Origin of the sequence: Winogradskyella sp. UBA3174 (assembly GCF_002364335.1) — a bacterium.
In the GTDB taxonomy this organism is placed as follows: domain Bacteria; phylum Bacteroidota; class Bacteroidia; order Flavobacteriales; family Flavobacteriaceae; genus Winogradskyella.
The window spans coordinates 1-23,217 of the sequence record NZ_DEXW01000004.1; the positions used below are offsets into that span (position 1 = coordinate 1).

24 protein-coding genes are annotated in these 23,217 nt (G+C 31.5%); 18 read left to right on the plus strand and 6 right to left on the minus strand.

The genetic code is table 11. The annotated features are described in order from the left end of the window. The coding region (locus tag B2U95_RS00075; RefSeq protein WP_296311015.1) for an RICIN domain-containing protein at positions 1-247 on the minus strand (247 nt) is incomplete at its 3' end. 1,191 nt (positions 248-1,438) lie between these two features. Between B2U95_RS00075 and B2U95_RS00080 the strand changes: the two genes are divergently transcribed. The 7 genes from B2U95_RS00080 (at position 1,439) to B2U95_RS00110 (ending at position 9,537) form a co-directional block, all read left to right on the plus strand. Then, positions 1,439-1,798, plus strand: a complete 360-nt coding sequence (locus B2U95_RS00080) for a T9SS type A sorting domain-containing protein (protein WP_296311018.1) — start codon at positions 1,439-1,441, stop codon at positions 1,796-1,798. Positions 1,799-1,804: 6 nt separating this feature from the next. Beyond that, positions 1,805-4,603, plus strand: coding sequence for a RagB/SusD family nutrient uptake outer membrane protein (locus tag B2U95_RS00085; RefSeq protein WP_296311021.1), 2,799 nt, complete (start codon positions 1,805-1,807; stop codon positions 4,601-4,603). Positions 4,604-4,734: 131 nt separating this feature from the next. Then, positions 4,735-5,232: a hypothetical protein gene (locus B2U95_RS00090; RefSeq protein WP_296311024.1), complete on the plus strand. Its 498-nt coding sequence runs from the start codon at positions 4,735-4,737 to the stop codon at positions 5,230-5,232. Between the two features lie 364 nt (positions 5,233-5,596). After that, a complete protein-coding gene (locus tag B2U95_RS00095; RefSeq protein WP_296311028.1) occupies positions 5,597-5,923 on the plus strand; it encodes a hypothetical protein in 327 nt (108 codons plus the stop codon). A gap of 618 nt (positions 5,924-6,541) precedes the next feature. Then, the gene (locus B2U95_RS00100) at positions 6,542-6,712 is read left to right on the plus strand and encodes a hypothetical protein (RefSeq protein ID WP_296311032.1); all 171 of its coding nucleotides are present in this window, start codon (positions 6,542-6,544) and stop codon (positions 6,710-6,712) included. Between the two features lie 132 nt (positions 6,713-6,844). Next, positions 6,845-8,872, plus strand: coding sequence for a tetratricopeptide repeat-containing sensor histidine kinase (locus B2U95_RS00105; RefSeq protein ID WP_296311034.1), 2,028 nt, complete (start codon positions 6,845-6,847; stop codon positions 8,870-8,872). Further along, a complete protein-coding gene (locus tag B2U95_RS00110) occupies positions 8,869-9,537 on the plus strand; it encodes a response regulator (protein WP_296311038.1) in 669 nt (222 codons plus the stop codon). Before B2U95_RS00105 ends, B2U95_RS00110 begins: the two co-directional genes overlap by 4 nt. Positions 9,538-9,790: 253 nt before the next feature. On the opposite strand, the gene B2U95_RS00115 is transcribed toward B2U95_RS00110, so the two are convergent. Then, complete coding sequence (locus B2U95_RS00115) at positions 9,791-10,288, minus strand: DUF456 domain-containing protein (protein WP_296311041.1); 498 nt, start codon at positions 10,286-10,288, stop codon at positions 9,791-9,793. Between the two features lie 121 nt (positions 10,289-10,409). Here B2U95_RS00115 and B2U95_RS00120 point away from each other — a divergent pair, with 121 nt between their 5' ends. From B2U95_RS00120 to B2U95_RS00135, 4 genes are read left to right on the plus strand one after another with little or no spacing between them, the layout of a single operon-like run. Then, entirely contained in the window at positions 10,410-10,769 is a 360-nt protein-coding gene (locus tag B2U95_RS00120) for a BlaI/MecI/CopY family transcriptional regulator (protein ID WP_296311044.1), read from the plus strand. A gap of 2 nt (positions 10,770-10,771) precedes the next feature. Further along, entirely contained in the window at positions 10,772-13,147 is a 2,376-nt protein-coding gene (locus tag B2U95_RS00125) for a M56 family metallopeptidase (protein ID WP_296311048.1), read from the plus strand. A gap of 23 nt (positions 13,148-13,170) precedes the next feature. Continuing rightward, complete coding sequence (locus B2U95_RS00130; protein ID WP_296311050.1) at positions 13,171-14,298, plus strand: tetratricopeptide repeat protein; 1,128 nt, start codon at positions 13,171-13,173, stop codon at positions 14,296-14,298. 40 nt (positions 14,299-14,338) lie between these two features. Continuing rightward, positions 14,339-14,815, plus strand: a complete 477-nt coding sequence (locus tag B2U95_RS00135; protein ID WP_296311053.1) for a hypothetical protein — start codon at positions 14,339-14,341, stop codon at positions 14,813-14,815. On the opposite strand, the gene B2U95_RS00140 is transcribed toward B2U95_RS00135, so the two are convergent. From B2U95_RS00140 to B2U95_RS00155, 4 genes are all read right to left on the minus strand, one after another. Continuing rightward, positions 14,812-15,549, minus strand: a complete 738-nt coding sequence (locus tag B2U95_RS00140) for a Bax inhibitor-1/YccA family protein (protein WP_296311055.1) — start codon at positions 15,547-15,549, stop codon at positions 14,812-14,814. The genes B2U95_RS00135 and B2U95_RS00140 overlap by 4 nt on opposite strands. Then, positions 15,549-16,412: a hypothetical protein gene (locus tag B2U95_RS00145; protein ID WP_296311058.1), complete on the minus strand. Its 864-nt coding sequence runs from the start codon at positions 16,410-16,412 to the stop codon at positions 15,549-15,551. Before B2U95_RS00145 ends, B2U95_RS00140 begins: the two co-directional genes overlap by 1 nt. A 63-nt stretch (positions 16,413-16,475) precedes the next feature. Then, positions 16,476-17,630 carry a glycosyltransferase family 2 protein gene (locus B2U95_RS00150; protein WP_296311060.1) on the minus strand — a complete coding sequence of 385 codons (1,155 nt, stop codon included), beginning with the start codon at positions 17,628-17,630 and terminating at the stop codon, positions 16,476-16,478. After that, the gene (locus tag B2U95_RS00155) at positions 17,627-18,595 is read right to left on the minus strand and encodes a lysylphosphatidylglycerol synthase domain-containing protein (RefSeq protein ID WP_296311062.1); all 969 of its coding nucleotides are present in this window, start codon (positions 18,593-18,595) and stop codon (positions 17,627-17,629) included. Before B2U95_RS00155 ends, B2U95_RS00150 begins: the two co-directional genes overlap by 4 nt. 27 nt (positions 18,596-18,622) lie before the next feature. Here B2U95_RS00155 and B2U95_RS00160 point away from each other — a divergent pair, with 27 nt between their 5' ends. Genes B2U95_RS00160 through B2U95_RS00190 form a run of 7 tightly spaced genes read left to right on the plus strand, consistent with a single transcriptional unit; the run spans position 18,623 to position 23,162 of the window. Next, positions 18,623-19,261 (plus strand): cell envelope biogenesis protein OmpA, encoded by a 639-nt coding sequence (locus tag B2U95_RS00160; protein ID WP_296311064.1) that lies wholly within the window; start codon positions 18,623-18,625, stop codon positions 19,259-19,261. Between the two features lie 2 nt (positions 19,262-19,263). After that, complete coding sequence (gene ruvC / locus B2U95_RS00165) at positions 19,264-19,818, plus strand: crossover junction endodeoxyribonuclease RuvC (protein WP_296311066.1); 555 nt, start codon at positions 19,264-19,266, stop codon at positions 19,816-19,818. 36 nt (positions 19,819-19,854) lie between these two features. Then, positions 19,855-20,220, plus strand: coding sequence for a hypothetical protein (locus tag B2U95_RS00170; protein ID WP_296311068.1), 366 nt, complete (start codon positions 19,855-19,857; stop codon positions 20,218-20,220). A 41-nt stretch (positions 20,221-20,261) separates the two neighbouring features. Next, entirely contained in the window at positions 20,262-21,389 is a 1,128-nt protein-coding gene (gene hemW / locus B2U95_RS00175) for a radical SAM family heme chaperone HemW (protein ID WP_296311071.1), read from the plus strand. Between the two features lie 2 nt (positions 21,390-21,391). Next, positions 21,392-22,141, plus strand: coding sequence for a cyclase family protein (locus B2U95_RS00180; RefSeq protein WP_296311083.1), 750 nt, complete (start codon positions 21,392-21,394; stop codon positions 22,139-22,141). A gap of 47 nt (positions 22,142-22,188) precedes the next feature. Next, complete coding sequence (locus tag B2U95_RS00185) at positions 22,189-22,800, plus strand: DUF4230 domain-containing protein (protein ID WP_296311085.1); 612 nt, start codon at positions 22,189-22,191, stop codon at positions 22,798-22,800. Then, positions 22,797-23,162 (plus strand): MmcQ/YjbR family DNA-binding protein, encoded by a 366-nt coding sequence (locus B2U95_RS00190; RefSeq protein WP_296311086.1) that lies wholly within the window; start codon positions 22,797-22,799, stop codon positions 23,160-23,162. Before B2U95_RS00185 ends, B2U95_RS00190 begins: the two co-directional genes overlap by 4 nt. Positions 23,163-23,217: the final 55 nt, after the last annotated feature.

A 23,217-nucleotide genomic window follows, 5' to 3' on the forward strand; every position in this document is an offset into this window, starting at 1 on the left:
TTCTATAGGTGTTTTTTTCATTTTCCACAGGAACAAAAAGCCATTTTTGATTATTTATTTTCAACTTTTCGGTGTCTTGCCATTGAGCAATATTAGCTCCATTATTAGTCTTTTGTCCAGCTACATCTAAATAAAGATTGCTGTGTTTGGCTTTTATTTTATAGTAAGAGGTTTTACTAGGGGTTTGACCTTGAATCGCAAAAGTAAATAGTGTAAATAATCCAAGAAAAATATTTTTAATTTTCATTTGTTTTTATAATTAAATTAGAGCTAGCCACTTTATGACTAGAACTTCAAATTTAAAGCAATAAATAGGGCGGTCATATACGTAGTTCTACTTATTTTTTAAGTAGTGCTACGTATTTTTTTAGAATAGTTTTACTTTAATCAGGGGCCTATGTCAACCATAAAATGGATGTATTTTATTGAATTATCATATTACAAATAGTTAAATACGCGTTATACACTATTAAAGTGTGTTTATCAGAAAGTGATACGGATAATCTAAACAACTACAATCTGAAGCAAGGATGAAGCCGTTATTAAATAGCTTTGTACTGCATGAAACACACCTCTTATTTTAGTCAGACATTAAAGCGCAATGGTACTCCTTATCTCAGTCAGTATATGTTTGCCTTATACATGAATATAATGAATTTAGAGGGTCGTATAACTTAACAAACCTAGCGAGTAGGATGACCAAAAGTCTGTATAAAGGCTTAAAATTGATACTATAGAGGATAAAATAAAGGCACTTTCCAATAGGATGGAGCCTTTAAATTATTGCATTCACTTCTTGAGAATTCAATAATTTAAAGGCTTGCATGAAACAGCATCATTATTGTATAAACGACTATAATTTGAAGCAACTCTCTTGAGACTTTTATTTTGCCATACAATCGTATAGCAAGCTGTTAGTCGCACATAGAGTCCCATGCATTAGCATAGAGCAACATAAACACCTTTTTAATATCGTAGCTTAGAAAGTAGAGCGGTTAAAACAGAATAAAAAGGATGCTTTGGAAATTAAAATCCAATCATTGAGGATATCCGTAATTTATAAGCTTTTTATTTTTATAGTTTTGTTTTTATTAGCTGATTTGTATCATAAAATAGTTTCAGCTAGTAGTTTACCTTTGAATAACTGAATAACTGAATAACTGAATAACTGAATAAATATATAGAAGTAAATATTTCGCACAACTAATAGCTCTAGGAGATATAAACACCATAGTGTTTATCCTAACGTTGTGGGTAATGCAAAAAAAATTAACATTCTAAAATAGAAAACATGAATAAAACTTACTTTTTGTTAATCTTGTTGTTTTTAAGCAGCCTGCTTGGGAGCTCACAATCTTTATATGTCAATGATGTTAATGGTGATTTGAACATTTTGAGTATCAGTGACATAAAAAAAATTACATTTTCAAGTATAAATATGCGAATTACTCTAAATTCAGGTGATATAATATTTCAACCTTTAAATGAGCTAGAAAGCTATAGGTACGACCAAAATTCGTTAAGTCAATCAGATCTTGAATCTTTGAATAACGATTTAAAAATTTATCCAAACCCAACCAAACACTCTGTTACGTTTAGTTTTAATCCTAAATCTAATACACCCTATGATTACAGGTTAGTTGATATGTTAGGTAAAGTGATTTTAAGTAAAGATTTAGGCGTGCTAAGCGGTCCTTTCTCTAATACGCTTGACATACAAAGTTTACCATCTGGTGTATTCTTTTTAGAGCTCAGAAATGCAACAGAAAAAATTTCAAAAAAAATTATAAAATTTTAGATGGCTATGAAACAATTATTCTTTTTACTCGGCCTAATTTTTACTTTCAATTTAAGCTTTGCTCAAATTATGGAGGTAACGCACCAAACTAATGGAACCGTAATACAATTACCAATAGAATCTATAGATAGTGTTAAGATTAATACAAATAATAACCCTGTGTTAAAAACTGTTTATCAAAATAATGGTAACATTTTAGGTATTGCAATACAATCTATAGACAGCATAACTTATAGTGTACCTAATAGTTTAGATCTTCCAATATTAAATACAGTGTCAATAGTATCTATAACTTCTAATTCTGCAGTTGCGGGTGGTAATGTATCGTCTATTGGGAGTAGCGCAGTAATACAAAAGGGTGTTTGTTGGTCGCTCTCTGCAAACCCTACAATAGCAAATAGTTATACTATTGATGGTTCTGGTCTAGGTGCTTTTACATCACAGTTAATACCATTGTCTTCTAATACTACTTACTTTTTTAGGTCTTATGCTACAAACGCTTCTGGAACGGCTTATGGGAACGAATTAAGTTTTGCTACTACAAATACCGATCAATCTTCGGATTTACCAAGTGTTATTACAAATGATATACTTTATGATGATGGTTTGGTAGCATCTGGTGGTGGTTCGGTAACTCTAAGTAGTGGAAGCATAACGTCTAGAGGATTATGTTGGGCTATTGGTGCAACTCCAACTATTAATTCTAATCATACTTTAGATGGTGAGGGTTTAGGTACTTTTACTAGTGCTCTAAATGATTTATTACCTAATACACTTTATCGCGTAAGGGCTTACGCAACAAGTAGTGCTGGTTTAGCCTATGGTGAAGAAGTTTTATTTAGAACAAATGATTATGCTAGTATTTTTACTGCTAATGTTGCCGCTTCTTATACTAATACTATTGCTGTTGAGGCTAGTGTTTTATATGACGGAAATTCAACAATAACAGAACGTGGATTATGCTGGAGTACTGAACTTAACCCTACATTGCTAGATAATGTCATTAGCCTTGGCGCTGGTGAAGGTTCTTTCAATACCTTCTTACAAAGCGACTTAAATTTAGACCCAAATATAGTTTATTACTTTAGGCCTTTTGCGACAAACGGTGTCGGAACGTCTTATGGTAACTCATTCCCTGTACAAACTAGTAACACTATTATTAATTTATATGATATTTATGATTTCATGTATCAACAAGGTGCAGGTGGTACTAACGGTCAAGACGATTTTGGACAAAAATCTAATGATATATTTTCAGATATGCTTAGCAGTGATATGGCACTATCTAACAGTGCTTTTGGATGGTATAGATCAGGAATAACCGAGTTTGAATCCACGCAAGATGAGGATGAGACAGATGCAAATAATGATAATAAACAAGTGTTTAATTATTATTGGAGTATCATTTTACGATGTTCTACCATTATTGAAGCGCTTACTCCTTTTGATAGTACACCAACTGATGAAGCACAACGTGCTATTTTGGGACAAGCTCTAGCGTTAAGAGCACATTCTTATCTTTCCCTATTGCAGTTTTTTCAAGAAGATTACAACCCTAATGAGGCAGTTATTCCTGTATTTAGTGGTTTAGAAGCAAATACGGATCTAGCTAACACTGGTGAAGTATACACTTTAATTGAGAATGATTTAACTGATGCCATAGATTTTTTAGAGACTTATAATAGACCAACAAAAAAGTATATTAATCAGTCTGTAGCTAAGGCTATTTTAGCTTATGTAATTGCTTCTACTCGCACAAGATGGGATGAGGTTGCAGCTTTAGCTAATGACGTGTTAACTGAGTCTGGTGCAGTACTTATGCCATCAGACAATAGTACATTTGGTATATTAGGCGGTTTTAACAACGTACAAAACCCAAGTTGGTTATGGGGTGTAGGTATTAATTTTAGCGATGGTCTTGGAATAATTTCATGGTGGGGTCAGGTAGATTTTTTCTCTTACGGCTATGCTTCGGTAGGTGATTCTAAAGCTATAGATGCTGGTTTGTATGCAAGTATGAGGGCGGATGACATAAGAAGAGGTCAGTTTCTTAATTTAACAGGTGATCATTATTTACAACCTCTAAATAAGCAATTTGATGCCTCAAGAATTGAGTTTGGTGTAAATACTACTACGTCTTCTGATTATCATTATATGCGCTATGCAGAGTTTGTATTATTAAAAGCTGAAGCTGAGGCTAACATGAATTTAGATGCTGTTGCGAAAACAACATTAAATGAGCTCGTTGCTGCGCGTATTACGGATGCTTCTTATTTAAATGCTTTAAGTGGGCAATCACTCAAAGATGAAATATACAAACAAACACGTTTAGAACTTTGGGGTGAGGGTAAGTCTTACCTCGCAATGAAGCGAAATATGGCAACTACGCAAAGAGGTGCAAATCATTTATCTTTTGTGGGTGAGCCCATTGCCCATGATGATCATAGATTGACTTTTGATTACAGTGTGGTAAGCCCTAATTATACACCAAATGCCTTGGCAGAATTGAATTGTGATGAAGTAGTTTACAATGGTCAAGCCCCTGTAGAAAACGAATCTGTTTTAGGGTTTCAATTTACATTACCATATACAACAAATACTGGTGGTGATTATAGCGATATGATGATTCCTTCTCAAAATGTCTCAGGGCTGACAGCTTCTTTAGATGCAGGAACATTTGGTGAGTTTGAGGGCGAATTAGTGTTTAATGTTTCTGGTACTCCTATTAGTGCAGGTATCGCAAGGTTTGATATTAATATTGGTGGAAGACTTTGTACCGTTTCTTTTAATGTTGAAAACAATTAGTGTAATTCTTTTCTTATCCTTTTGTCTATTGAATTTGATGGAACCCAGAGGAAACTTATTGGGAGTTATATAGTACAACTAATCCTTCTATACCTCTGTTTTCTGCCGGTGTTAATAGTGCTTATGCAGACATGACTTCTATAGTCATACCATTTTGCCTTGAAGATGGGGACTATGTATTGTCATTTTTTGATACTAACAATAATAGTATGATTGGTGGTAATTATAAGTTACAAGATCTGGAAGGAAATTTATATGTATGTGGTGGTTTATATAATGACCAACAAATTTCTACGTTTTCAACTGAGGTTTTTAATGATTTAATAGAGGTTACATTCCAATTAACATTAGACACATATCCAGGAGAAACAACATGGGCGATTTTTGATGTTAGTGTTTCTCCAGCGGTAGAACTATTCTCAGGTGGGCCTTTTGTTGATCCTGATGATGACTTTGCTATTTTAACCTATAATTTATGTTTAGAACCAGGTAGCTATGATGTCTTAGTTAACGATGCATATGGTGATGGAATAACAGATGGCGGATTTACTGTAACTGTCGGTAATACTGAAGTAGTTAATAGTATTGTTAATGGTACTGGTAGTTCAGCCACATTTACAGTAGACTAGGTAATAATTTAATAAGTTTTAATTTAATGTAATAAAACCCACCAATGGCTTTGGGTGAGTTGTCATTAAATTCCCTTCCAGACCGCTAAAATTGCAAAAAAAAGCTCTAAGAAATTAGAGCTTTTTTAGTACAATGAAGTTGTGTTGTTCCAAGAGGAATCTTGGAGTAGTAGTAAGATTCTCAATTATATTGAGAACTTGCCGATGAAAGGCTTTCCTTTTTTCTGAACAAGAAAATCGGGATGCTTTTTTGTTTTGTAGCACAATGCGTTGTGTTCAATCTATAGATGTGTAAAATGTTGGAAGTGTTTTTGAAAATAACAGTATTATTTATGCGTTAACTTTAAAACATAATAAAACGACTATGAGATTTTTCATCCTTCTCTTCTTTTTAGTCCACTATCATTTTTTATATAGTCAGCATAGTGAGAGGTTTACAAATCTTGTTATAAACCTTATACCTATAGATTCTTTATATGTTCAAGATTATTATTCTGATGGTTCTATAAAAAGTAAGGTGCGTTATTGTATTATGATATGCCAGAATATAAATATTAAAAAAACTGGTTTATGGCTGCAATACTTTAATAATGGTGAAATTAAAATTAAATCATTGTATGATTTAGAGGGTTCTATTTCTAGTGAAATGATAGCCACCTTAATCTATTATTTAGCTTTCAAATCCGAATGACTATTTCCTAATGAATGAAGCGGAAACAATTACTTTAGGAATAAAGAACTATAAATTTGGTAAAGATATAGACGAAATTTATCTAAGAGAAATAGGACTTGTAACATGAGGTAAAAGAATAGATGTATGGAAGATATATACGCAAAAAGGAAAATTAGAAAAAGAAGTAAATTATGCCGAAAAATAAATTTAATAATTAGAGACTTTCTTTTTTACTTATACACCATAGCTTTAGCAAAGGTGTGTTAATGTAGATTGACGAGTTTTTCTATCGTATGTCATAAAACACCGTTAAAGTGAACTTTTCAACATGTTATGAACATACGTGTTGCTTTTAATCGATTAAAAAATACATTTAATCGGCATTTTACTTGTTTGTATATTTATTAATATTATATTTGTTTTTCTTTATTAAGACCTCAAATCGCTTATAAAGGAAAATTTTAGTCCATTTTACTAGTAGACACGTGTTGTCTAAAAAAACATCCCTCGTTTTTTATTTTAGTATAATTTTAGGTTTCACCTAGAATAGTTAATAATCCATTCCCTTCCCTCAACGCAATATTTTGTATTGCACGATTTAATGTTGACTATTATTTAAACCCTAAATTATAATTTATGAAGACCCTTAAAATTACTTTAATGTTAGTTGCAGTATTGTTATTAACTGTATCCGGTGTAAAACCTAATGACTTTGATAAGCAAGGACAAGAAATTAACAAACAGCCTACAAAAACCGACTTAATAGCTCACGGTAAAATTAAATTGAAGATACCTAGACAAGGATAGTACTTAAAATATTTAAATATAAAATAACAGCTCTTGTAACGTTTACAAGGGCTATTGTTGTTTATATATTTTAACTTAAAATGGTTGTGAAATAATTTTAACTTAAATTTGATTCTCTAAATAGTTAAAAAATTGAAGCAGCTTTTTTTATTTCTTGTATTAATTTCATTTCATCAAGATTCTTATACGCAACGGAACCAAAAAATCCTAGATAGTATAAGAGTCCTCCAGAGTAAGGTTGAAGAGAATAACAACTCTGATGATGATAAAATTAAAGTCTCAGAGGCTATTTATCAATTAGCTCTAAAAACTAAAATAGACTCTATTATTCTAAAAACTGGTAAAGACCTTTCTCTTGTGTATGCAAACGCAGGTAAATTTGATTTGTATAAAACTAAAAATGAAGAGAACTTAATCTTAGCAACTAAGCTAAAAGATACTAGTGCTATAGCAACTGCAAATTTTAATTTAGGGTGGTATTATTATAGGAATGATAAAAATTATGAGGCTTATAATTATTATTTAGAAGCATTAATAAACTTTGAACTTACTGGCAATATTCAATATAAAGCATCTTGTTTATTAAACATTGCTCATGTTCAAAAAGATGAGAAAGATTATTTAGGGAGTGAGCAGAATGCTATTAAAGCGCTTAGAATTTTTAATAGCTTACCAGAGGATAATAACACCTTATACGATAAAGATTCTGCTTATACCGTATTGGGTTTAACTTCTTTTAGTTTGGGTAACTATGAGAATGCATTGATTTTTCATAATAAAGCGCTAAATATTAGTGAAAAGTTAGATGATTATTTTGGTATTTTATATTCAAAAAATAATATTGCCATGACCTATAGGGTCATGGGTGATTTAGATAGAGCTAAAGGTATTTATAAGCAGCTATTATCTGAGCCTAATTTAGAAGAAAATGATCCGTCTTTTTATGCTTTAATTTTAGATAATGATGCCTACACGTCTTTTATATCTAAAGACTACAATAAGGAAAAGGTGGAAAATCAGTATAAGAAAGCATTAAGCATAGCAGATAGTATTGATCATAGCAAAACTAAGCTTATTATTTTTAAAGACCTTGCTAATTTATATCTAACTAATAACGAGTTAGATTCATCTTTAGTTTATTCCAACAAAACGTATGCGCTATCTAAAGAGATTTCAGCTAATGATTATTTATTAGAATCGATGTTATTGTTAGCAAAACTAAAAAGTGGAGACCAAAGCAAGACATATCTTGAAGAATATATAAAGTTTAACGATAGTCTACTTAAAGTAGAACGCGCAGTTCAAAATAAATATGCAAGATTAAAATATGGTACAGATGAATTGGAAGCTGAGAACGAACAAATTTCTAAAGAAAACTTATATTTAGTTATTCTATCTGTCGGACTTTTGCTTACAGCTATTTTGGTTTATTTATTTATCTCACAACGCGCTAAAAATAGAAAGTTAAAACTCATCCAAGTACAACAGAAAGCAAATGAGGATATTTATAACCTGATGCTTGGTCAACAAGATAAAGTTGATGAGGCTAGAGCTAAAGAAAAAGTAAGAGTTTCTAAAGAATTACACGATGGAGTCTTAGGTCGCCTTTTTGGAACACGCTTAAGTTTAGATAGTATGAATTTTAGAGATGGTAAAGAAGCCATGATGACCAGAGCTCATTATATTGGAGAACTTAAAACCATCGAAGAAGATATTCGTAAAATATCACACGAGTTAAATACAGATTTTGTTTCTGGTACTGGTTTTATGGATATTGTGTCAGAACTTATTGAGACTCAAACTATGGCTTACGGATTAAAGTATGAGTTCGATTATACAGATGATATAAGTTGGGATTTAGTATCAAATAAAACTAAAATTAATATCTATAGGATTATACAAGAATCCATGCAAAACATCTATAAACATGCTAATGCTAATAAATTAAAAATTAGTATTTCATTAGAAAAAGCTGTAATTTGCTTAAGAATTACAGATGATGGGGATGGTTTTGATACCTCTAAAAGTAAAAAAGGAATTGGTCTAAAAAATATGATATCTCGTGTTGAAGATATTGAAGGAATAATCTCTTTTACATCCCAATCTGGAAATGGTACAATTGTAAATGTTAACGTTCCCTACACCAACCAGCCAACATGAAACATATTAACATATTAATGGTAGATGATCATCCAATAATTATTGAGGGCTATCAGAATGTGTTAATGGCCACAAAAGCAGATGATCAAACGTTGTTAATTGATACAGCAAATAATTGTGATACAGCACAATTAATGATTGACAGAGCTTCAAAAGGTACTCACTATGACGTTTGTTTTTTTGATATAAGCCTGCCAGCTTCAGCTGATGGTAAATATGCTTCTGGAGAAGATTTAGCATTGTTAGCTAAGCAAGTGATGCCAAAGGCTAAGATTATTATATTAACGATGTTTAATGAGTCTTTTAGAATTCATAATATTATAAAAGAAATTAATCCTGATGGATTTTTAATTAAGAGTGATTTAACTTCTATGGAATTAGCCGACGCTTTTCAGCAAATTCTATATGCACCACCATATTACAGTAGTACGGTAAATAATTATGTAAAAAAGACTATAAGAAGCGAGATTTACGTGGACGATGTTAACCGAAAAATTTTGCATTTACTTTCTCAAGGTATAAAAACAAAAAGCTTAAACGAGTACATTCCACTATCTACAAGTGCACTAGAAAAAAGAAAAAAGCAACTTAAACTTTTATTTTCTGTAACAGACGGAAAAGACGAATCCTTGCTGCAAGAAGCTAGAGAAAAAGGCTATTTGTAGAAAAACTATAAAAAAGCACCATTTATTCAAGGTTAAAAAATACCTGTAACTACTGTCGTTATTGAAAACTACGGTTTTTCCACAACAAGTTTGCGGTTTTTCCGCAACAAAAATCTAAAACACTTATATATATTTACATCAGTCAACAAGAATTAATTAATCCCTTTTAAGTAATTGTTGAGTTAATAGCAAGAATATAAACCTGGTAGTATAAGCTACCAGGTTTTTTATTTTATAAAGCCAGATGTTATACCTATAGCCAAGGAGCATTATGCTCAGATAGCTTCACTATAAAAAATCCAAGAAAAATTATAGCAACTACAAACTTTAAAAATGTTGAGGCTATAAATCCTAAAAATGATCCAAAAGCAGCTTTAAGTGCTTTATCTAAATCATTCCTATGAATCATTTCACCAATAAGTGCTCCTATAAAAGGGCCAATTATTATTCCGAACGGTATTGGCGAAAATAAACCAACAATTAATCCCAGAGTTGTTCCAACCATTCCGGCTTTGCTACCTCCAAAACGTTTTGTGCCAAGTGCTGGTATAATATAATCTAACACATAAATAAATACGGCTACTAAAAGCGTAATAATTAGAAATGTTTGGCTAAGCTCAATACCATCGGTAAAGTGTAATACTAAAAGACCTGCCCAACTTGTTAGTGGTCCTGGTAATACAGGTAAAAAGCTTCCTAAGATGCCTAGTACCATTAAAAGTAGTGCGGCTAACACTAAAAAAAGTTCCATGTAATAATTTATTAATTCAAATGATAAGACGCAATAAGCAGACCAATGTTACATTTTAAACTACATAATTAGTTTAAACTAAAATATTAGTTATATTTGTTATAACTAAAAAATTAGTTCTATGAAGCAGTTGACAAAAGCAGAAGAAGAGATTATGCAAACCTTATGGCAATTAAAAAAGGCTAATGTGAAATCTGTCATAGAAATTTTACCAGAGCCCAAACCTGCATATAATACGGTTTCTACCATTATAAGAATTCTAGAATCTAAAGGGTTTGTAGATTATGAAAAGCAAGGGAAGGGTCATATTTATTTCCCAGTAGTTGCTAAAGAATCTTATAGTAATCAGTCTATAAATAAACTGGTAGATAATTATTTTCAAGGGTCCTTTAAAAGTATGGTCTCTTTCTTTGTAGAAAAGAATAACGTAGATGCTAAGGATATTGAGGTGTTACTAGAAGAAATTAATAAAAAGCAATAATTATGCTCCATACAATAATTCAAATTATAGCATTTCAGGCCTTATTTTTATTGGTTTATGATTTGTTTCTAAAAGGTGAAACCTTTTTTAATTATAACAGAGCTTATCTATTAATAACTTCTGTGTTGTCATTAATACTCCCTTTTATAAATCTACCAAAGCTTAAGACTATGGCAACGAATAATTTTATTATTCAGTTACCAGAAGTGTTTTTAGGAACCAAACCACCTACAGATTACGATATTTTCATTGCAGAACAAGCAGGTATAATTATAGATCAACCTACAACTCCACTATGGCAAACGGTTTTAATATCGGGTATTGTACTTACTACGCTGTTTTTCTTATTTAAAATTACAAAGCTGTATGTGATGAAAAAGCGAAATCCGCAACGTTGGAAAGGTAATATCCTTATTGTAAGCCTAATTAAAAGCACAGCTGCTTTCTCGTTTTTTAATACTATTTTTCTTGGTGAGCAGATTCCAGAAACTGAAAAACCTACCATATACAAGCACGAATTGGTACATATAAAGGAGTACCACACTGTAGATTTATTATTCTTTGAAGTCTTACGAATTTTTATGTGGTTTAATCCTTTAGTGTATCTCTATCAAAATAGAATTAAGGAACTACACGAATATATTGCTGATGAAAAAGCAGTAAAACATGATGGTAAGTCTATGTATTATCAAAATTTATTGAATCAAATTTTTGATGTTCATAACGTGTCTTTTACAAATACGTTCTTCAAAAAATCATTAATCAAAAAACGAATCGCTATGTTACAAAAATCGAAGTCTAAGCAGCTAAACCTTATTAAATATGCATTGCTTATACCTATGGTGTTTGGGATGTTAATCTATACGTCAACAGAAGTTAGAGCTCAAGAAAAAGTTGCAAGTAAAACTGAAGTAAACCAAGAACTCACAGATGCTGAACTTCAGAAAAAGTATTATGATGAGTTAGTTGCTATGGCTAAAAATGGTGCTTCATTTACGGAAATTATGAATTATGTTGGTTTTACGGATAAAAATAAACACAACTATATTAAATCTCGTAAAGAATATTTAAAGATAAGAGCCTACATGGAGTTTACGGCAGACGGAATGTTAGAAAGAAAATCTGAAAATATGACTCTAACACAACAAGATGTTAGTTCTGCTGAAAGGATGAAGCTCAATAGGTTTAAATCTTATGAAGATTATAGAGTATGGAAAAAAACAGATGAAGCAAAAGAGCTATGGGAACTAAATAAACAAGATGGAGTTTTAAGACTTGTTGTTAAGGATTTAGGTAATATGACCGACAAAGAACGAAAACGTTTTGACGATCTTAATAAACAAATGGGAAATGATAGTTATTTAAGAAAGCTAGTAGTTAGTGAGGCTCTCGGAGGTTCTCGTTTTATTGTTGATTCGCCAAACAATTCTCAACCAGATTCAAACGGTACTGTAGAAGTTTTGGAATCTATAGAAGTCCCATTCTCAGTCATTGAGGAAGTCCCAACACTAAAAGAATGCAAAGATTTAGCAACAAATACAGAACGTAAAAAATGCATTAGTACTTTCATAACAAAGTTTGTTAATAAACACTTCAATGTTGACCTTGCGGATTCGTTAGGTCTCTCTAGTGGAAGAAAACGTGTTTTTGTGTCCTTCAAAATAAATAAAGAAGGTTTTGTTAGTGAGGTGAAGGCAAGAGGTGCACATCTTGCACTCGAAACTGAAGCTGTTCGTGTTGTTAGTATGTTGCCACAATTTATTCCAGGGAAGCAAAAAGGTAAAGTTGTCACTGTACCTTATTCGTTGCCAATGGTGTTTCAAGTTCAAGGTGAAAACACTTCTAATACATCTATGTATGATGAATTTATTAAAGATTTACAAGACAAAAAAATAAATGAAGATTCATTATCTAAAGACAAAAAAGATGAATTATATAAATCTTACACTCAAAAAAGAAAAGAAGAACTTTATTTTAGATATTTAGAGGAAAAAATTAATCAATTAGAAGATAACACAGATGCAATTCCGTTTTCTGCAGTAGAGCTTGCACCAGCATTTGTAGATTGTGAGTTAATAACAGATAATAATGAGCGTAAAAAATGCACGTTTAACAGCGTTGCGAGTTTTGTGAATAAAAATTTCAATTTAGATTTGGCGTCTAAACTTGGTGTTAAAGGCAGACAGAAAATTTTTATATTCTTTATAATTGATAAAAAAGGTAATGTAACTAATATTCAATCTAGAGCGATGTATCCGGAATTAGAAAGTGAAGCAAAACGCGTTATAAATATGTTGCCAAAGTTTATGCCAGGAAAGCAAGAGGGTGAGGTAGTAGGTGTTTCTTTTTCAATACCTGTTGTTTTCGAAGTACAATAATCTATAAAGATGAAGTGGAATCTATGAAGTTAAAATTAGTACTAGTGTGTTTGGGTTTTGTTATAAACTTAGGAGCTCAAAATTCTGATAAGGCAGATCAACTTTATGCAACAGGTAATTATGCCAAAGCTATTAAAGCTTATAAAACATCTAAAGATGTTGAGACTGTTTTAGCTAAGATTGCTAAGTCTTATATAGCTATTGGAAATTATGAGGAAGGTCTTTCTTATTACATAAAAGCAATAGAAGCCAACTCAGATGATGCGTTATTAAAGTATGATTATGCCAAACTATTAAGTAGAACTAAAAGTTATGAAGCTGCCAATAGTATATTTAGTAATCTAATTAAGAACGACAGTTTAAACCCAAATTATCATTACGAATTAGGCCTCGTTCTGCAAAAACAAAAAGATACCACAGCACACGATGAATTTCTAAAAACGTTTGATTTAGACGCAACACATCAAAAAGCAATTTTTAAAGTTGCAAAACAACTTATTATTAAGCGAAAATTTGAAGAAGCACATCGTTTTTTAGATAAAGGTTTAGAAAGCTATGCGAATAATGTAGAACTTATAAGTCTAAAAGCACAAGCATATTACTTTCAAGAGTATTACACACATGCTGTTGTTTGGTTTAATAAGCTTATTGATTTAGGTGAAGTTTCAGAATTTATACATGAAAAATTGAGTTTAAGTTATGCTCAGAATTCAGATTACCAAGATGCCATAAAGCACAGAAAACTAGTGCTTAATTACAGTCCTAAAGATGCAAATGCTATGTTTGTTATAGGTGGTTATTACCAGCGTATTAGTGATTTCGAAAATGCAGAAAAATTTATTTCTGCAGCATTACAACTTCAAGATGTATCATTATCAGAAGAGTATCAAACCTTGGGAACCATTCTTAATCGTCAGAAAAAATATGAAGCTGCGATTAAAGCATTTCAAAAATCATTAAAAGAAGATGCGTCTAACATAATGGCCGAGTTTTTTTTATTAAGAACAAAAGATGAGTTTTATGCAGATATAGACACCAAGATTACGATGTACGAAAAGTATTTGGCAAAACACAAAAAAAGTATGTTTTTGACTTATGCAGAAAGACGCCTTAAAGAGTTAAAAGAAGAAAAGTTTTTACAGGAAGATTAAAATCTAAAAAAATCGTATTTTCGATTTTATATTACTGTCAATGAACCGATTTGCCTTTCTTTTTCTAATTATACTTTTCACGTCTTGCGATTATTTTGAAAAGAAAAAAGTCTATTCAGACGATTTACTCGAGGAAGAGCTAAAAACCTTTAATTGGAATGAGGTTGATACGTATCCCACGTTTAGTAGTTGCGATTCTATTACTGTAAAAGCAGATAGTAAAGTCTGTTTTCAGAATACATTAATTACAAATGTAAATCAGTTTTTATCAGAACAAAATCTGGTGGTGTCTAATGATATCAATGATACAATTACACTCAAAATCAGTATTGATAAAAAAGGAATTCTACAAGTAGAGTCAATCCGTTATAAACCAGAAACAGAACAAGAAATCCCAGAGATAGATAGTCTTTTAAGACAAAGTTTAAAGTCTATACCAAAAATATATCCTGCCATTAAAAGAGGTCAACAAGTCACTACAGCTTTCGAATTACCTATAATTGTAAGGATAAATTAAAACCGAATTACTAGCTTTTGCATTAAGCGTAAAATTTCTATATATAACCAAATAAGCGTCGCTAAAAGCCCCCAAGTAGCAATCCATTCTTTATATTTTGGAGCTTTGTTTTTATAACGCTCTATGTAATCAAAGTCTAGAAGCAACGCAAAAGAAGCTACTACGATAGCAATACCATTAAATGCAATGGCAAACCAAGACGTTCCCCAAATGTAATTTTTAATACTAAAAAAGCTTAGAACCCAAGAAATTAAATAAACAACCATAATACTTATAGTTGCAGTTATAATAACACTTCTTAGTTTTTTAGTAACAACAATGATACGCAGTTGGTAAAGTATAAGCATTACAAAAAATGTAATAATAGTGACACCTATAGCTTGGTATGGTAATTCCGGGGAATTGTGATTTGCATAAGCTGAAAAACCACCTAAAAAAAAGCCTTTGGCTACAACATAAAGCGGCACTAAAATGTGAGCCCAATTCTGACGTACAGAAATTAAAACACTAATAACTATTGCTGCAAACATACCACCAAGCGTAAACCATTTCATTGGTGTGCCTGCTTCGTTTAATTTCCATAAATAAGCTGTTATAGCTGCAATTACAAGAATACCAAACATAGATTTAATAAAAACACCAAAGACAGACATCGTCTTTATAGATGATTTTTCATCATCCCAAAAATATCTATTAAAAACAGGGTTTGAAGTTCTAAAATCTCTTAAACTCATTAAAGATTAAATTTATAGCCTATTGCTATATCTGTCGAAAAATTACCTTGATTATCTAATAAGCCAGCAAACAATTCGCCATAAATAATAGTAATAAAACTATTTTCACTCACTTTAATATCAGATCCAATCCCAAAAATCAGAGGCACATCAAATGCTGTTTCATTTAGGTCAACTTCCATATTGTTAGCATCTGTAAATGTCACATCTGTAAAGTTTAAAGTCGCCAGTTTTACTTGTCCGTAAATCGAAAAAGAAGAGGTATTAATAAACCTGTAGCGATAGCCTAAAGAGAATTCTGTGGTACTGTATTGAAAATCCTCATTATTAAAAGCATGGCGAGCTTCCAAAAAACCAGAAGATCTTGGTAAACCACGAGATTCAAAAATTTCTAATTCTGCACCTATAAGAGGGGTTTTTACGTTGTCTGGATTTCCAACAAACGGATTATTCGTTATACCACCAGAAAAACCTAATCGTAAGCCTATTCTTGGTTCAGGTTGCAATGATACATAACTAGAATCTACGGAAGTATTATACAGGTCAAAGTAGTTTCTTAAATCGTAACGTGTTAGTTTGAGTTTATATGTAGATTGTCCATTTGTGAATCCTTCAAGTAAAACCTTGTACTCTTCGTTATAGTTCTTATCTGCTCCTTTAGTGTTTTTTAATTCAGTAATAGTATTATCTTCTGTTCTAACAAAATATCTGTATTCACCATCTATTGTATTCCAAAGTAAATCTAATTGGCCTTCAATTTCTGTTATAAGTTCTAAAGTTTCTCCTTTAATTGTATAGGTCTGCTGGCTATAACTAAAAACACTTATACTTAGTAATGCGAATAATAGGATGCGTTTTTTCATTAATTATAATTTATCTTATTTGGGACTAGATTTGAGTAAAGCTATTAAAAATATTTAAAACACCTATTTTTTGAAGGTTCTACCTTTCCAATTAAAGGGTTTGTAAAATGATAATACCGCAATGTAGATGCTAAAAATTGGGTAAATAAAACTCGAAAACAGGTATGATAATAATAGAGTTTCTTGCTTAAAAAATCGAGAAGCTTTAAATAACAATAAAAAATCGATACCAAGTTTAATGACTAAAAGAGAAATGATTGTTTTAAAGCTTACTAACCCAAAAATAGCGAATGGAATAAACGCTAAACAAACAAAGTTTGCTAATAAGACAGTGATTCCAACAAGTTTTGCAAATCGGTTATTATAAGATGATGTTTTAGAAGCCCAGCGTAAACGTTGCTCAATTAAGGCTTTTAAATTTTCGGCTGGTTTTGTGTTTACAATCGCTTTATTAGATTTAAGATATTGAATGCTTTTAGCATCTTGTTTAATTAGTTTTTCTAATAAAAAAAGATCATCACCACTTGCAATATCAGTATTACCGTCAAAACCATTTAAAGCTATAAATGCAGATTTCTTGTAAGCGAGATTTGCACCATTACACATAAAGGGTTTTTTAATACCAAAGCCACCTATAGTTGCTCCTTGTAAACTCAAAAAATCTAAAATTTGAAACCGATTAAAAAACGAATTTTCACCTTTATATTTTACGGGAGCTACAATGCAGTTTGGCTGCTTCACTTGAATACACTCATCTATCGCATCTAACCAATATTTTGGTAACTTACAATCTGCATCTGTGGTAACAATCCAGTTGAATTTTGAAAGCGAAACCGCTGAGGTTATGGCATCTTTCTTAGGTGAGTTTGTAATTCTATTATTATGAGTTATCTGAATATTATCACTTCGACTGAAATCCTTTTTGAAGGATTTTGTAGCCATAATTTTTTCAATCACAGCGACCGATTGATCTTCCGATGCATCATTAACAAGAATAATTTCAAAATGAGATTTAGGATAATTTAAGTTAGAAATAGACTTTAGTAGTTCAGGTAAATTATCTGCTTCATTCCGAAACGGAATAATAATAGAAAATTTAGTGAAAGGCTTTAAATCTTGAAGTTTAAAACTTTCAACCTTATCAAAACCATAAGTTAAACTGCCAATGAGAATAAAATAAATTAGAATAACGGCTATGACTATTGTTGATAGTATCATTTTTCTGTTTGAGGTAATTTAAAATTGAGAACAAAGTAACTTCCAAATAAACTCGGAATGGCAAAGTTAAGCAACCACATTAATGTAACAATAGATAATATGGTGAGCTCGTTTACTTCAACATAACCGAACAAAAATACGGCAATACTTCCTTTAATTATAACATCGAATATTGAAATTGACGGTACTATGGATGCTAAAAAATACATACTTGTAATCACCACCATAGCTTTAGAATAATCCACATTCACACCAAAAAGTGTTAGCAGATAATAAAACTGAAACGAAAAAATTAAATATCTAATTAGTGAAAACCCGAGTGTTATAGTGTGCGTTTTTATGGTGATACGTTTTATGAAATCTATAATATGTTGAAACGAAAATCCCTTAATTTTAAACCGCTTTTGTTTAATGCCAAATGCTGTAAAAAGACTAATCATAAGTAAGATTAAAACAAATCGCAACACTTTATAATATTCAAAATCGATTTGATATCGGCTTATAAAAATCATAAAACCAACTAAGCCAAAAACAGTTGTAATTGCCATTTGAGCCATATTGCCCAAAAGATTCAAGAGAACAACTTTGGTTCTAAGTTTCTTAACATAATAAACAGCTTTGGCTCCATAATCACCAATACGATTTGGTGTAATTATAGATGCAGTTAAGCCACCTAAACTTTGTTCTAAAGCATTTCTAAATGAAATCTTTTGAATGGTTTTAACTAAATACTTCCACTTTAAAATTTCAAAAAACCAATTAAAAATAGATATAATGACTAAAAAAATGATGTTTTTTGGCGAAAATGCATCATTTTCCTTTAAAAATGAAATAAACGCATTGTATTGTAAATTCTCATTTTCTGAGATTCTTGTATAAATAAAATAAAAAGCACCAACAATAATACTCAACTTTATAAGAACAAAGAAGAATTGCTTAGTTTTGTATGGCACGTCGTAATGCATGTTACAAATAAAACTAAAAACATACAGATGCAGCAGTATTTAAAACAATACCTTTTCTTTTTTTTTGCGGTTTTTATAACATCTAGTAGTTATGCTCAATTTAGAGATACGAGTAAATGGAAAGCGCTTTTTGCAGTTGGTCTTAATTACCCAACAACAGATGGTTTTGTTAAAGGGACTTATGCGCAGCCTGTTAATTTACCTGCGGTAAATATTGGTATTCAGCATATGTTAAAACGTCAGTACGGTGTAAAGTTAGATTTTGGTTTTAATCGTTTTAAAAACGATGATGATTCTCCAGAGTTTAAAATAAACTATACACGGATTAATGCACAATTTATTTATAATCCTTCAGAGTATTTAGGCTTTCTTCCAGCGCGAATGCAAACTGTTTTACACTCAGGGCCAGGTGTTTCTTTTGTTAAGCCCTTAGGTAATTTAGGTGATAACAAGCAAACTTTTTTAAACCTTAATTTAGGTTTTGAATTGCATTATGCGATCAATAAAAAACTATCGATTTACACAGATATTGCTTATTTGTATGGAGTTACCTCTTTAGAAGATTACGACCCAGTATTAAGTGGGTTGGGAGCATTTAATGGTAGTGTATTAAACCTTACCTTTGGTTTGGCAGTTTCATTAAGTGGTTGCCAATACTGTGATTAGAAATGAGTAAAGAACAAATTATTTTAGGCATAGATCCTGGCACAACGATTATGGGTTTCGGACTCATTAAAATTGTGGGTAAGAAGATGGAATTTATGCAACTGAATGAGTTAATGCTCAAAAAGTACGATGACCATTACTTAAAACTAAAACTCATTTTTGAACGTACAATAGAACTTATAGATACCTATCACCCAGACGAAATAGCCATTGAAGCTCCTTTTTTTGGTAAAAACGTACAGAGTATGTTAAAGCTAGGCCGTGCTCAAGGTGTGGCAATGGCAGCTGGTTTATCTCGCGAAGTACCAATTACAGAATACGCTCCAAAAAAGATAAAAATGGCAATTACAGGAAACGGAAATGCCAGTAAAGAACAAGTTGCTAAAATGCTTCAAAGTATGTTGGGACTTAAAACAATACCAAAAAATCTAGATTCAATGGATGGATTGGCTGCTGCAGTTTGTCATTTTTATAATCAAGGTCGTGTAGAGATTGGTAAAAGTTACTCAGGTTGGGGCGCTTTTGTGAAGCAGAATGAAGGACGCGTAAAGAAGTAGATAGTCACAATCGCAGTAATCAGTTAAGAATAGTACATGAGAATCATTATCATCCTTTTAGTCTGCAGTCAATCTCTTTTTGTTTTTAGCCAAGGGCAAGTTGAAATGAATGATATTGCACACAAAAATTGGTCTCAATCTCAAAAAATTAAGGATTCTTTAGTTGTTGAATTATTGAAAATTAACAAAAACGATTCTACCTTTATTAAGACGTTTGAAGCTTCGGAAAAACTATGGAATACTTTTGTAGAAGAACAATTCAACCTTAAATTCCCAGCTTATGAATCTTGGGGAACCAGAAGAGAACAATATGGTAGTCAGTTTGATATGCTAAACTTTAATTTTATGAAATCGTATTGCGATTTACGGATTGCAACGCTATATGATTTGTTTGAAGAGTAATATGAAGAACTTTAATCTGAGACTGAATTCTGAAAACTAAAATGAGCGGCATCTACATCCATATACCATTCTGCAAACAAGCTTGTCATTACTGCGACTTTCATTTTTCGACCTCATTAAAAAATAAAGACCCACTTATTAATGCATTAGTCAGAGAATTAGAACTTCGTAAAGACGAACTTAAAAAGACAACAGTAGAAACGATATACTTTGGTGGAGGAACACCATCATTATTAACCAATGAAGAGTTGCGATTTATAATTGATGCAGTTTATAAAAATTATACCGTTTCAGATCATCCTGAAATAACTTTAGAAGCCAATCCAGATGATTTATCCAAAGACCGTATAATAGAACTATCTAAAAGTAGAATTAATCGTCTTTCAATTGGCATACAATCTTTTTTTGAAGCTGATTTGAAGCTTATGAATCGTGCTCATAATGCTAACGAAGCAAAATTATGTTTAGAAGAAGCCACTAAGTACTTTGATAATATTTCTTTAGATTTAATTTATGGAATACCAGGATCTTCAAATGAGCAATGGCTCGATAATATTGAAAGCGCTTTAAGCTATAATATACCTCATATTTCAAGTTATGCTTTAACAGTTGAGCCAAAAACAGCATTAGCATCATTCATTGAAAAAGGTATTATTGATAATGTAGATGATGAGCAAGCACACGACCAATTTCATATTTTAAAAGATAAATTAGAAGCGGAAGGTTTTGTGCATTATGAACTTTCTAATTTTGGAAAAGAAGGTTTTTTTAGTAAAAATAATTCGGCTTATTGGCAAGGAAAATCATACATAGGAATTGGGCCTTCCGCACATTCTTTTAATGGGAAACAACGTGGCTGGAATGTTAAGAACAATTCAAAATATATTAAAGTTATTCAGCAGGACGCATTACCGATAGAAATAGAGACCTTAACGCTTACAGATCAGTATAATGAATATATAATGACAGGTTTGAGAACTATTTGGGGAGTATCTTTTGAAAAAGTTGAACAAAATTTTGGTAATGCTTTTAAAGATTACCTAATTGAACAATCCAAAGTTTTTATAAATCAACAATTGTTGTATATTGATGATGAGCATTTGCGTGTCACTAAAAAAGGACAATTTTTGAGTGATGGTATTGCTTCAGAATTATTTAAAATAAACTAATATTGATTACAACAATACAATACAATACAAGAAAACTAAAAATAGATTTATCTCAACCTTTAGACATTTCAATACCTTTAAAAGGGGATGTCTCTAATGTAAATGCATGGAGTTTAGATGCGCCAAAAATCACACCAGAGCTCATAGAGGGACAGGAGGTTAGCGTAGTTAAAGGTGCAGCCGTTAATTTTAATACCATTACATTCAATCCGCATTCTCATGGTACGCATACAGAAACGGTTGGTCATATTACAGAAAAAGTGTATTCTATAAACAAACAGTTAAAGCAATTTTTTTTTTTAGCTGAAGTCGTAACCGTTGCACCAGAAAAATTAGGTGATGATTATGTGATTTCTAAAAAACAGTTGCAGTTTGCTATTGGAAATAAAAAGAGAGAAGCTATTGTTGTAAGAACGTTGCCAAATACCAAAGAAAAAAAATCACGACAATATTCTAATACAAACCCAACCTATTTATTAGAAGATGCTGCTATATATTTAAAATCAAAAGACGTTAAGCATTTACTAATTGATTTGCCAAGTATAGATAAAGAGCAAGATGGAGGCGAACTATTAGCACATAATGCGTTTTGGAATACCAAAGGAAAGCTGAGATTAGATGCTACAATAACAGAGTTTATTTACGTGTCTAATAAAATTAATGATGGCTGTTATATGCTTAACCTTCAAATTGCACCTTTTGAGAATGATGCAGCACCAAGCAAACCTATTTTATATAAAATCATGGATTAATTACTTGTGACTACAAGCACAAGTAAGTGTCACATAATTAAACACATATGGAAACATTTTTTATAATCATAATAAGTATTTTAGTAACCTTAGGCTTGGTTACTATTTATAAACAATGGAAAACGAAGCAGACGACAACGGCACAATCTATTTTACTTTTAGATAAAATAAAACGGGTTTGTAAGTTTATAACAGTCGAAGGGGATTTTGCTGAGATTTACCATTACGAGGACGTTAAGGAGACGTTTTTAAAACTGATTTCTAGCCGAAAAAAAGCACTAATCGTTATCAATGCTAAAGCTCATGTTGGATTCGATCTGAGTAAAGTAGAGATGAGCTCTAATTTAAAAGCAAAAACAGTGGTACTAACTCATTTTCCGCAACCCGAAGTGTTATCTATAGAAAGTGATATTAACTACTACGATAAACAAGACGGCATGTTTAATAAGTTTGAAGCTTCAGATTTAACAGAACTACACACCAAGGCAAAAGCGCACATCATTGATAAAATTCCTGAAAGTGGACTTTATAATGTGGCTAAGCAAGAAGCCTTAGAAGCGATTCAACTCATTGAGAATTTGGTTCAAACCATTGGTTGGGAATTAGATTATTCAGCATTAAAGATTGAAGAAAAGGAAGAGAAGAAGCTCTTGGAATGAATATAGAACAATACAGAAATTACTGCATGAATAAAAAGGAAGTGACAGAACACTTTCCTTTTGATAATGATACGCTTGTTTTTAAAGTTTGTAATAAAATGTTTGCACTAGCATCTTTAAAGAAATGGGAAAATGGCAAAGGTTTTATAAACTTAAAATGTGACCCAGAATATGCTCAAGAACTTAGAGCAGAATATGACAGTATAAAACCTGGCTACCATATGCATAAGCAACAATGGAATAGCGTTTATATCCATACAGGTGAACTCTCATCGAAACTTATTACCGAACTCATAGATCATTCTTATGCTATGGTGGTAAAGGGAATGACTAAAAAAAGACGTCAAGAATTAGAATTATAATTGTGTTCATCTACAGAAACTTACCATCCATCTAAAGAGATGTTACTTGCTACAG

Coding starts and splice junctions, on each gene's coding strand:
- B2U95_RS00150 (WP_296311060.1), bottom strand. CDS start 17,630: ATGATACTATCAACAATAGTCATAGCCGTTATTCTAATTTATTTTATT.
- hemW (WP_296311071.1), top strand. CDS start 20,262: ATGAGCGGCATCTACATCCATATACCATTCTGCAAACAAGCTTGTCAT.
- B2U95_RS00170 (WP_296311068.1), top strand. CDS start 19,855: ATGAGAATCATTATCATCCTTTTAGTCTGCAGTCAATCTCTTTTTGTT.
- B2U95_RS00135 (WP_296311053.1), top strand. CDS start 14,339: ATGAACCGATTTGCCTTTCTTTTTCTAATTATACTTTTCACGTCTTGC.
- B2U95_RS00095 (WP_296311028.1), top strand. CDS start 5,597: ATGAGATTTTTCATCCTTCTCTTCTTTTTAGTCCACTATCATTTTTTA.
- B2U95_RS00130 (WP_296311050.1), top strand. CDS start 13,171: ATGAAGTTAAAATTAGTACTAGTGTGTTTGGGTTTTGTTATAAACTTA.
- B2U95_RS00155 (WP_296311062.1), bottom strand. CDS start 18,595: ATGCATTACGACGTGCCATACAAAACTAAGCAATTCTTCTTTGTTCTT.
- B2U95_RS00185 (WP_296311085.1), top strand. CDS start 22,189: ATGGAAACATTTTTTATAATCATAATAAGTATTTTAGTAACCTTAGGC.
- B2U95_RS00120 (WP_296311044.1), top strand. CDS start 10,410: ATGAAGCAGTTGACAAAAGCAGAAGAAGAGATTATGCAAACCTTATGG.
- B2U95_RS00140 (WP_296311055.1), bottom strand. CDS start 15,549: ATGAGTTTAAGAGATTTTAGAACTTCAAACCCTGTTTTTAATAGATAT.
- B2U95_RS00090 (WP_296311024.1), top strand. CDS start 4,735: ATGACTTCTATAGTCATACCATTTTGCCTTGAAGATGGGGACTATGTA.
- ruvC (WP_296311066.1), top strand. CDS start 19,264: ATGAGTAAAGAACAAATTATTTTAGGCATAGATCCTGGCACAACGATT.
- B2U95_RS00115 (WP_296311041.1), bottom strand. CDS start 10,288: ATGGAACTTTTTTTAGTGTTAGCCGCACTACTTTTAATGGTACTAGGC.
- B2U95_RS00085 (WP_296311021.1), top strand. CDS start 1,805: ATGAAACAATTATTCTTTTTACTCGGCCTAATTTTTACTTTCAATTTA.
- B2U95_RS00160 (WP_296311064.1), top strand. CDS start 18,623: ATGCAGCAGTATTTAAAACAATACCTTTTCTTTTTTTTTGCGGTTTTT.
- B2U95_RS00145 (WP_296311058.1), bottom strand. CDS start 16,412: ATGAAAAAACGCATCCTATTATTCGCATTACTAAGTATAAGTGTTTTT.
- B2U95_RS00125 (WP_296311048.1), top strand. CDS start 10,772: ATGCTCCATACAATAATTCAAATTATAGCATTTCAGGCCTTATTTTTA.
- B2U95_RS00100 (WP_296311032.1), top strand. CDS start 6,542: ATGAAGACCCTTAAAATTACTTTAATGTTAGTTGCAGTATTGTTATTA.
- B2U95_RS00080 (WP_296311018.1), top strand. CDS start 1,439: ATGCGAATTACTCTAAATTCAGGTGATATAATATTTCAACCTTTAAAT.
- B2U95_RS00190 (WP_296311086.1), top strand. CDS start 22,797: ATGAATATAGAACAATACAGAAATTACTGCATGAATAAAAAGGAAGTG.
- B2U95_RS00110 (WP_296311038.1), top strand. CDS start 8,869: ATGAAACATATTAACATATTAATGGTAGATGATCATCCAATAATTATT.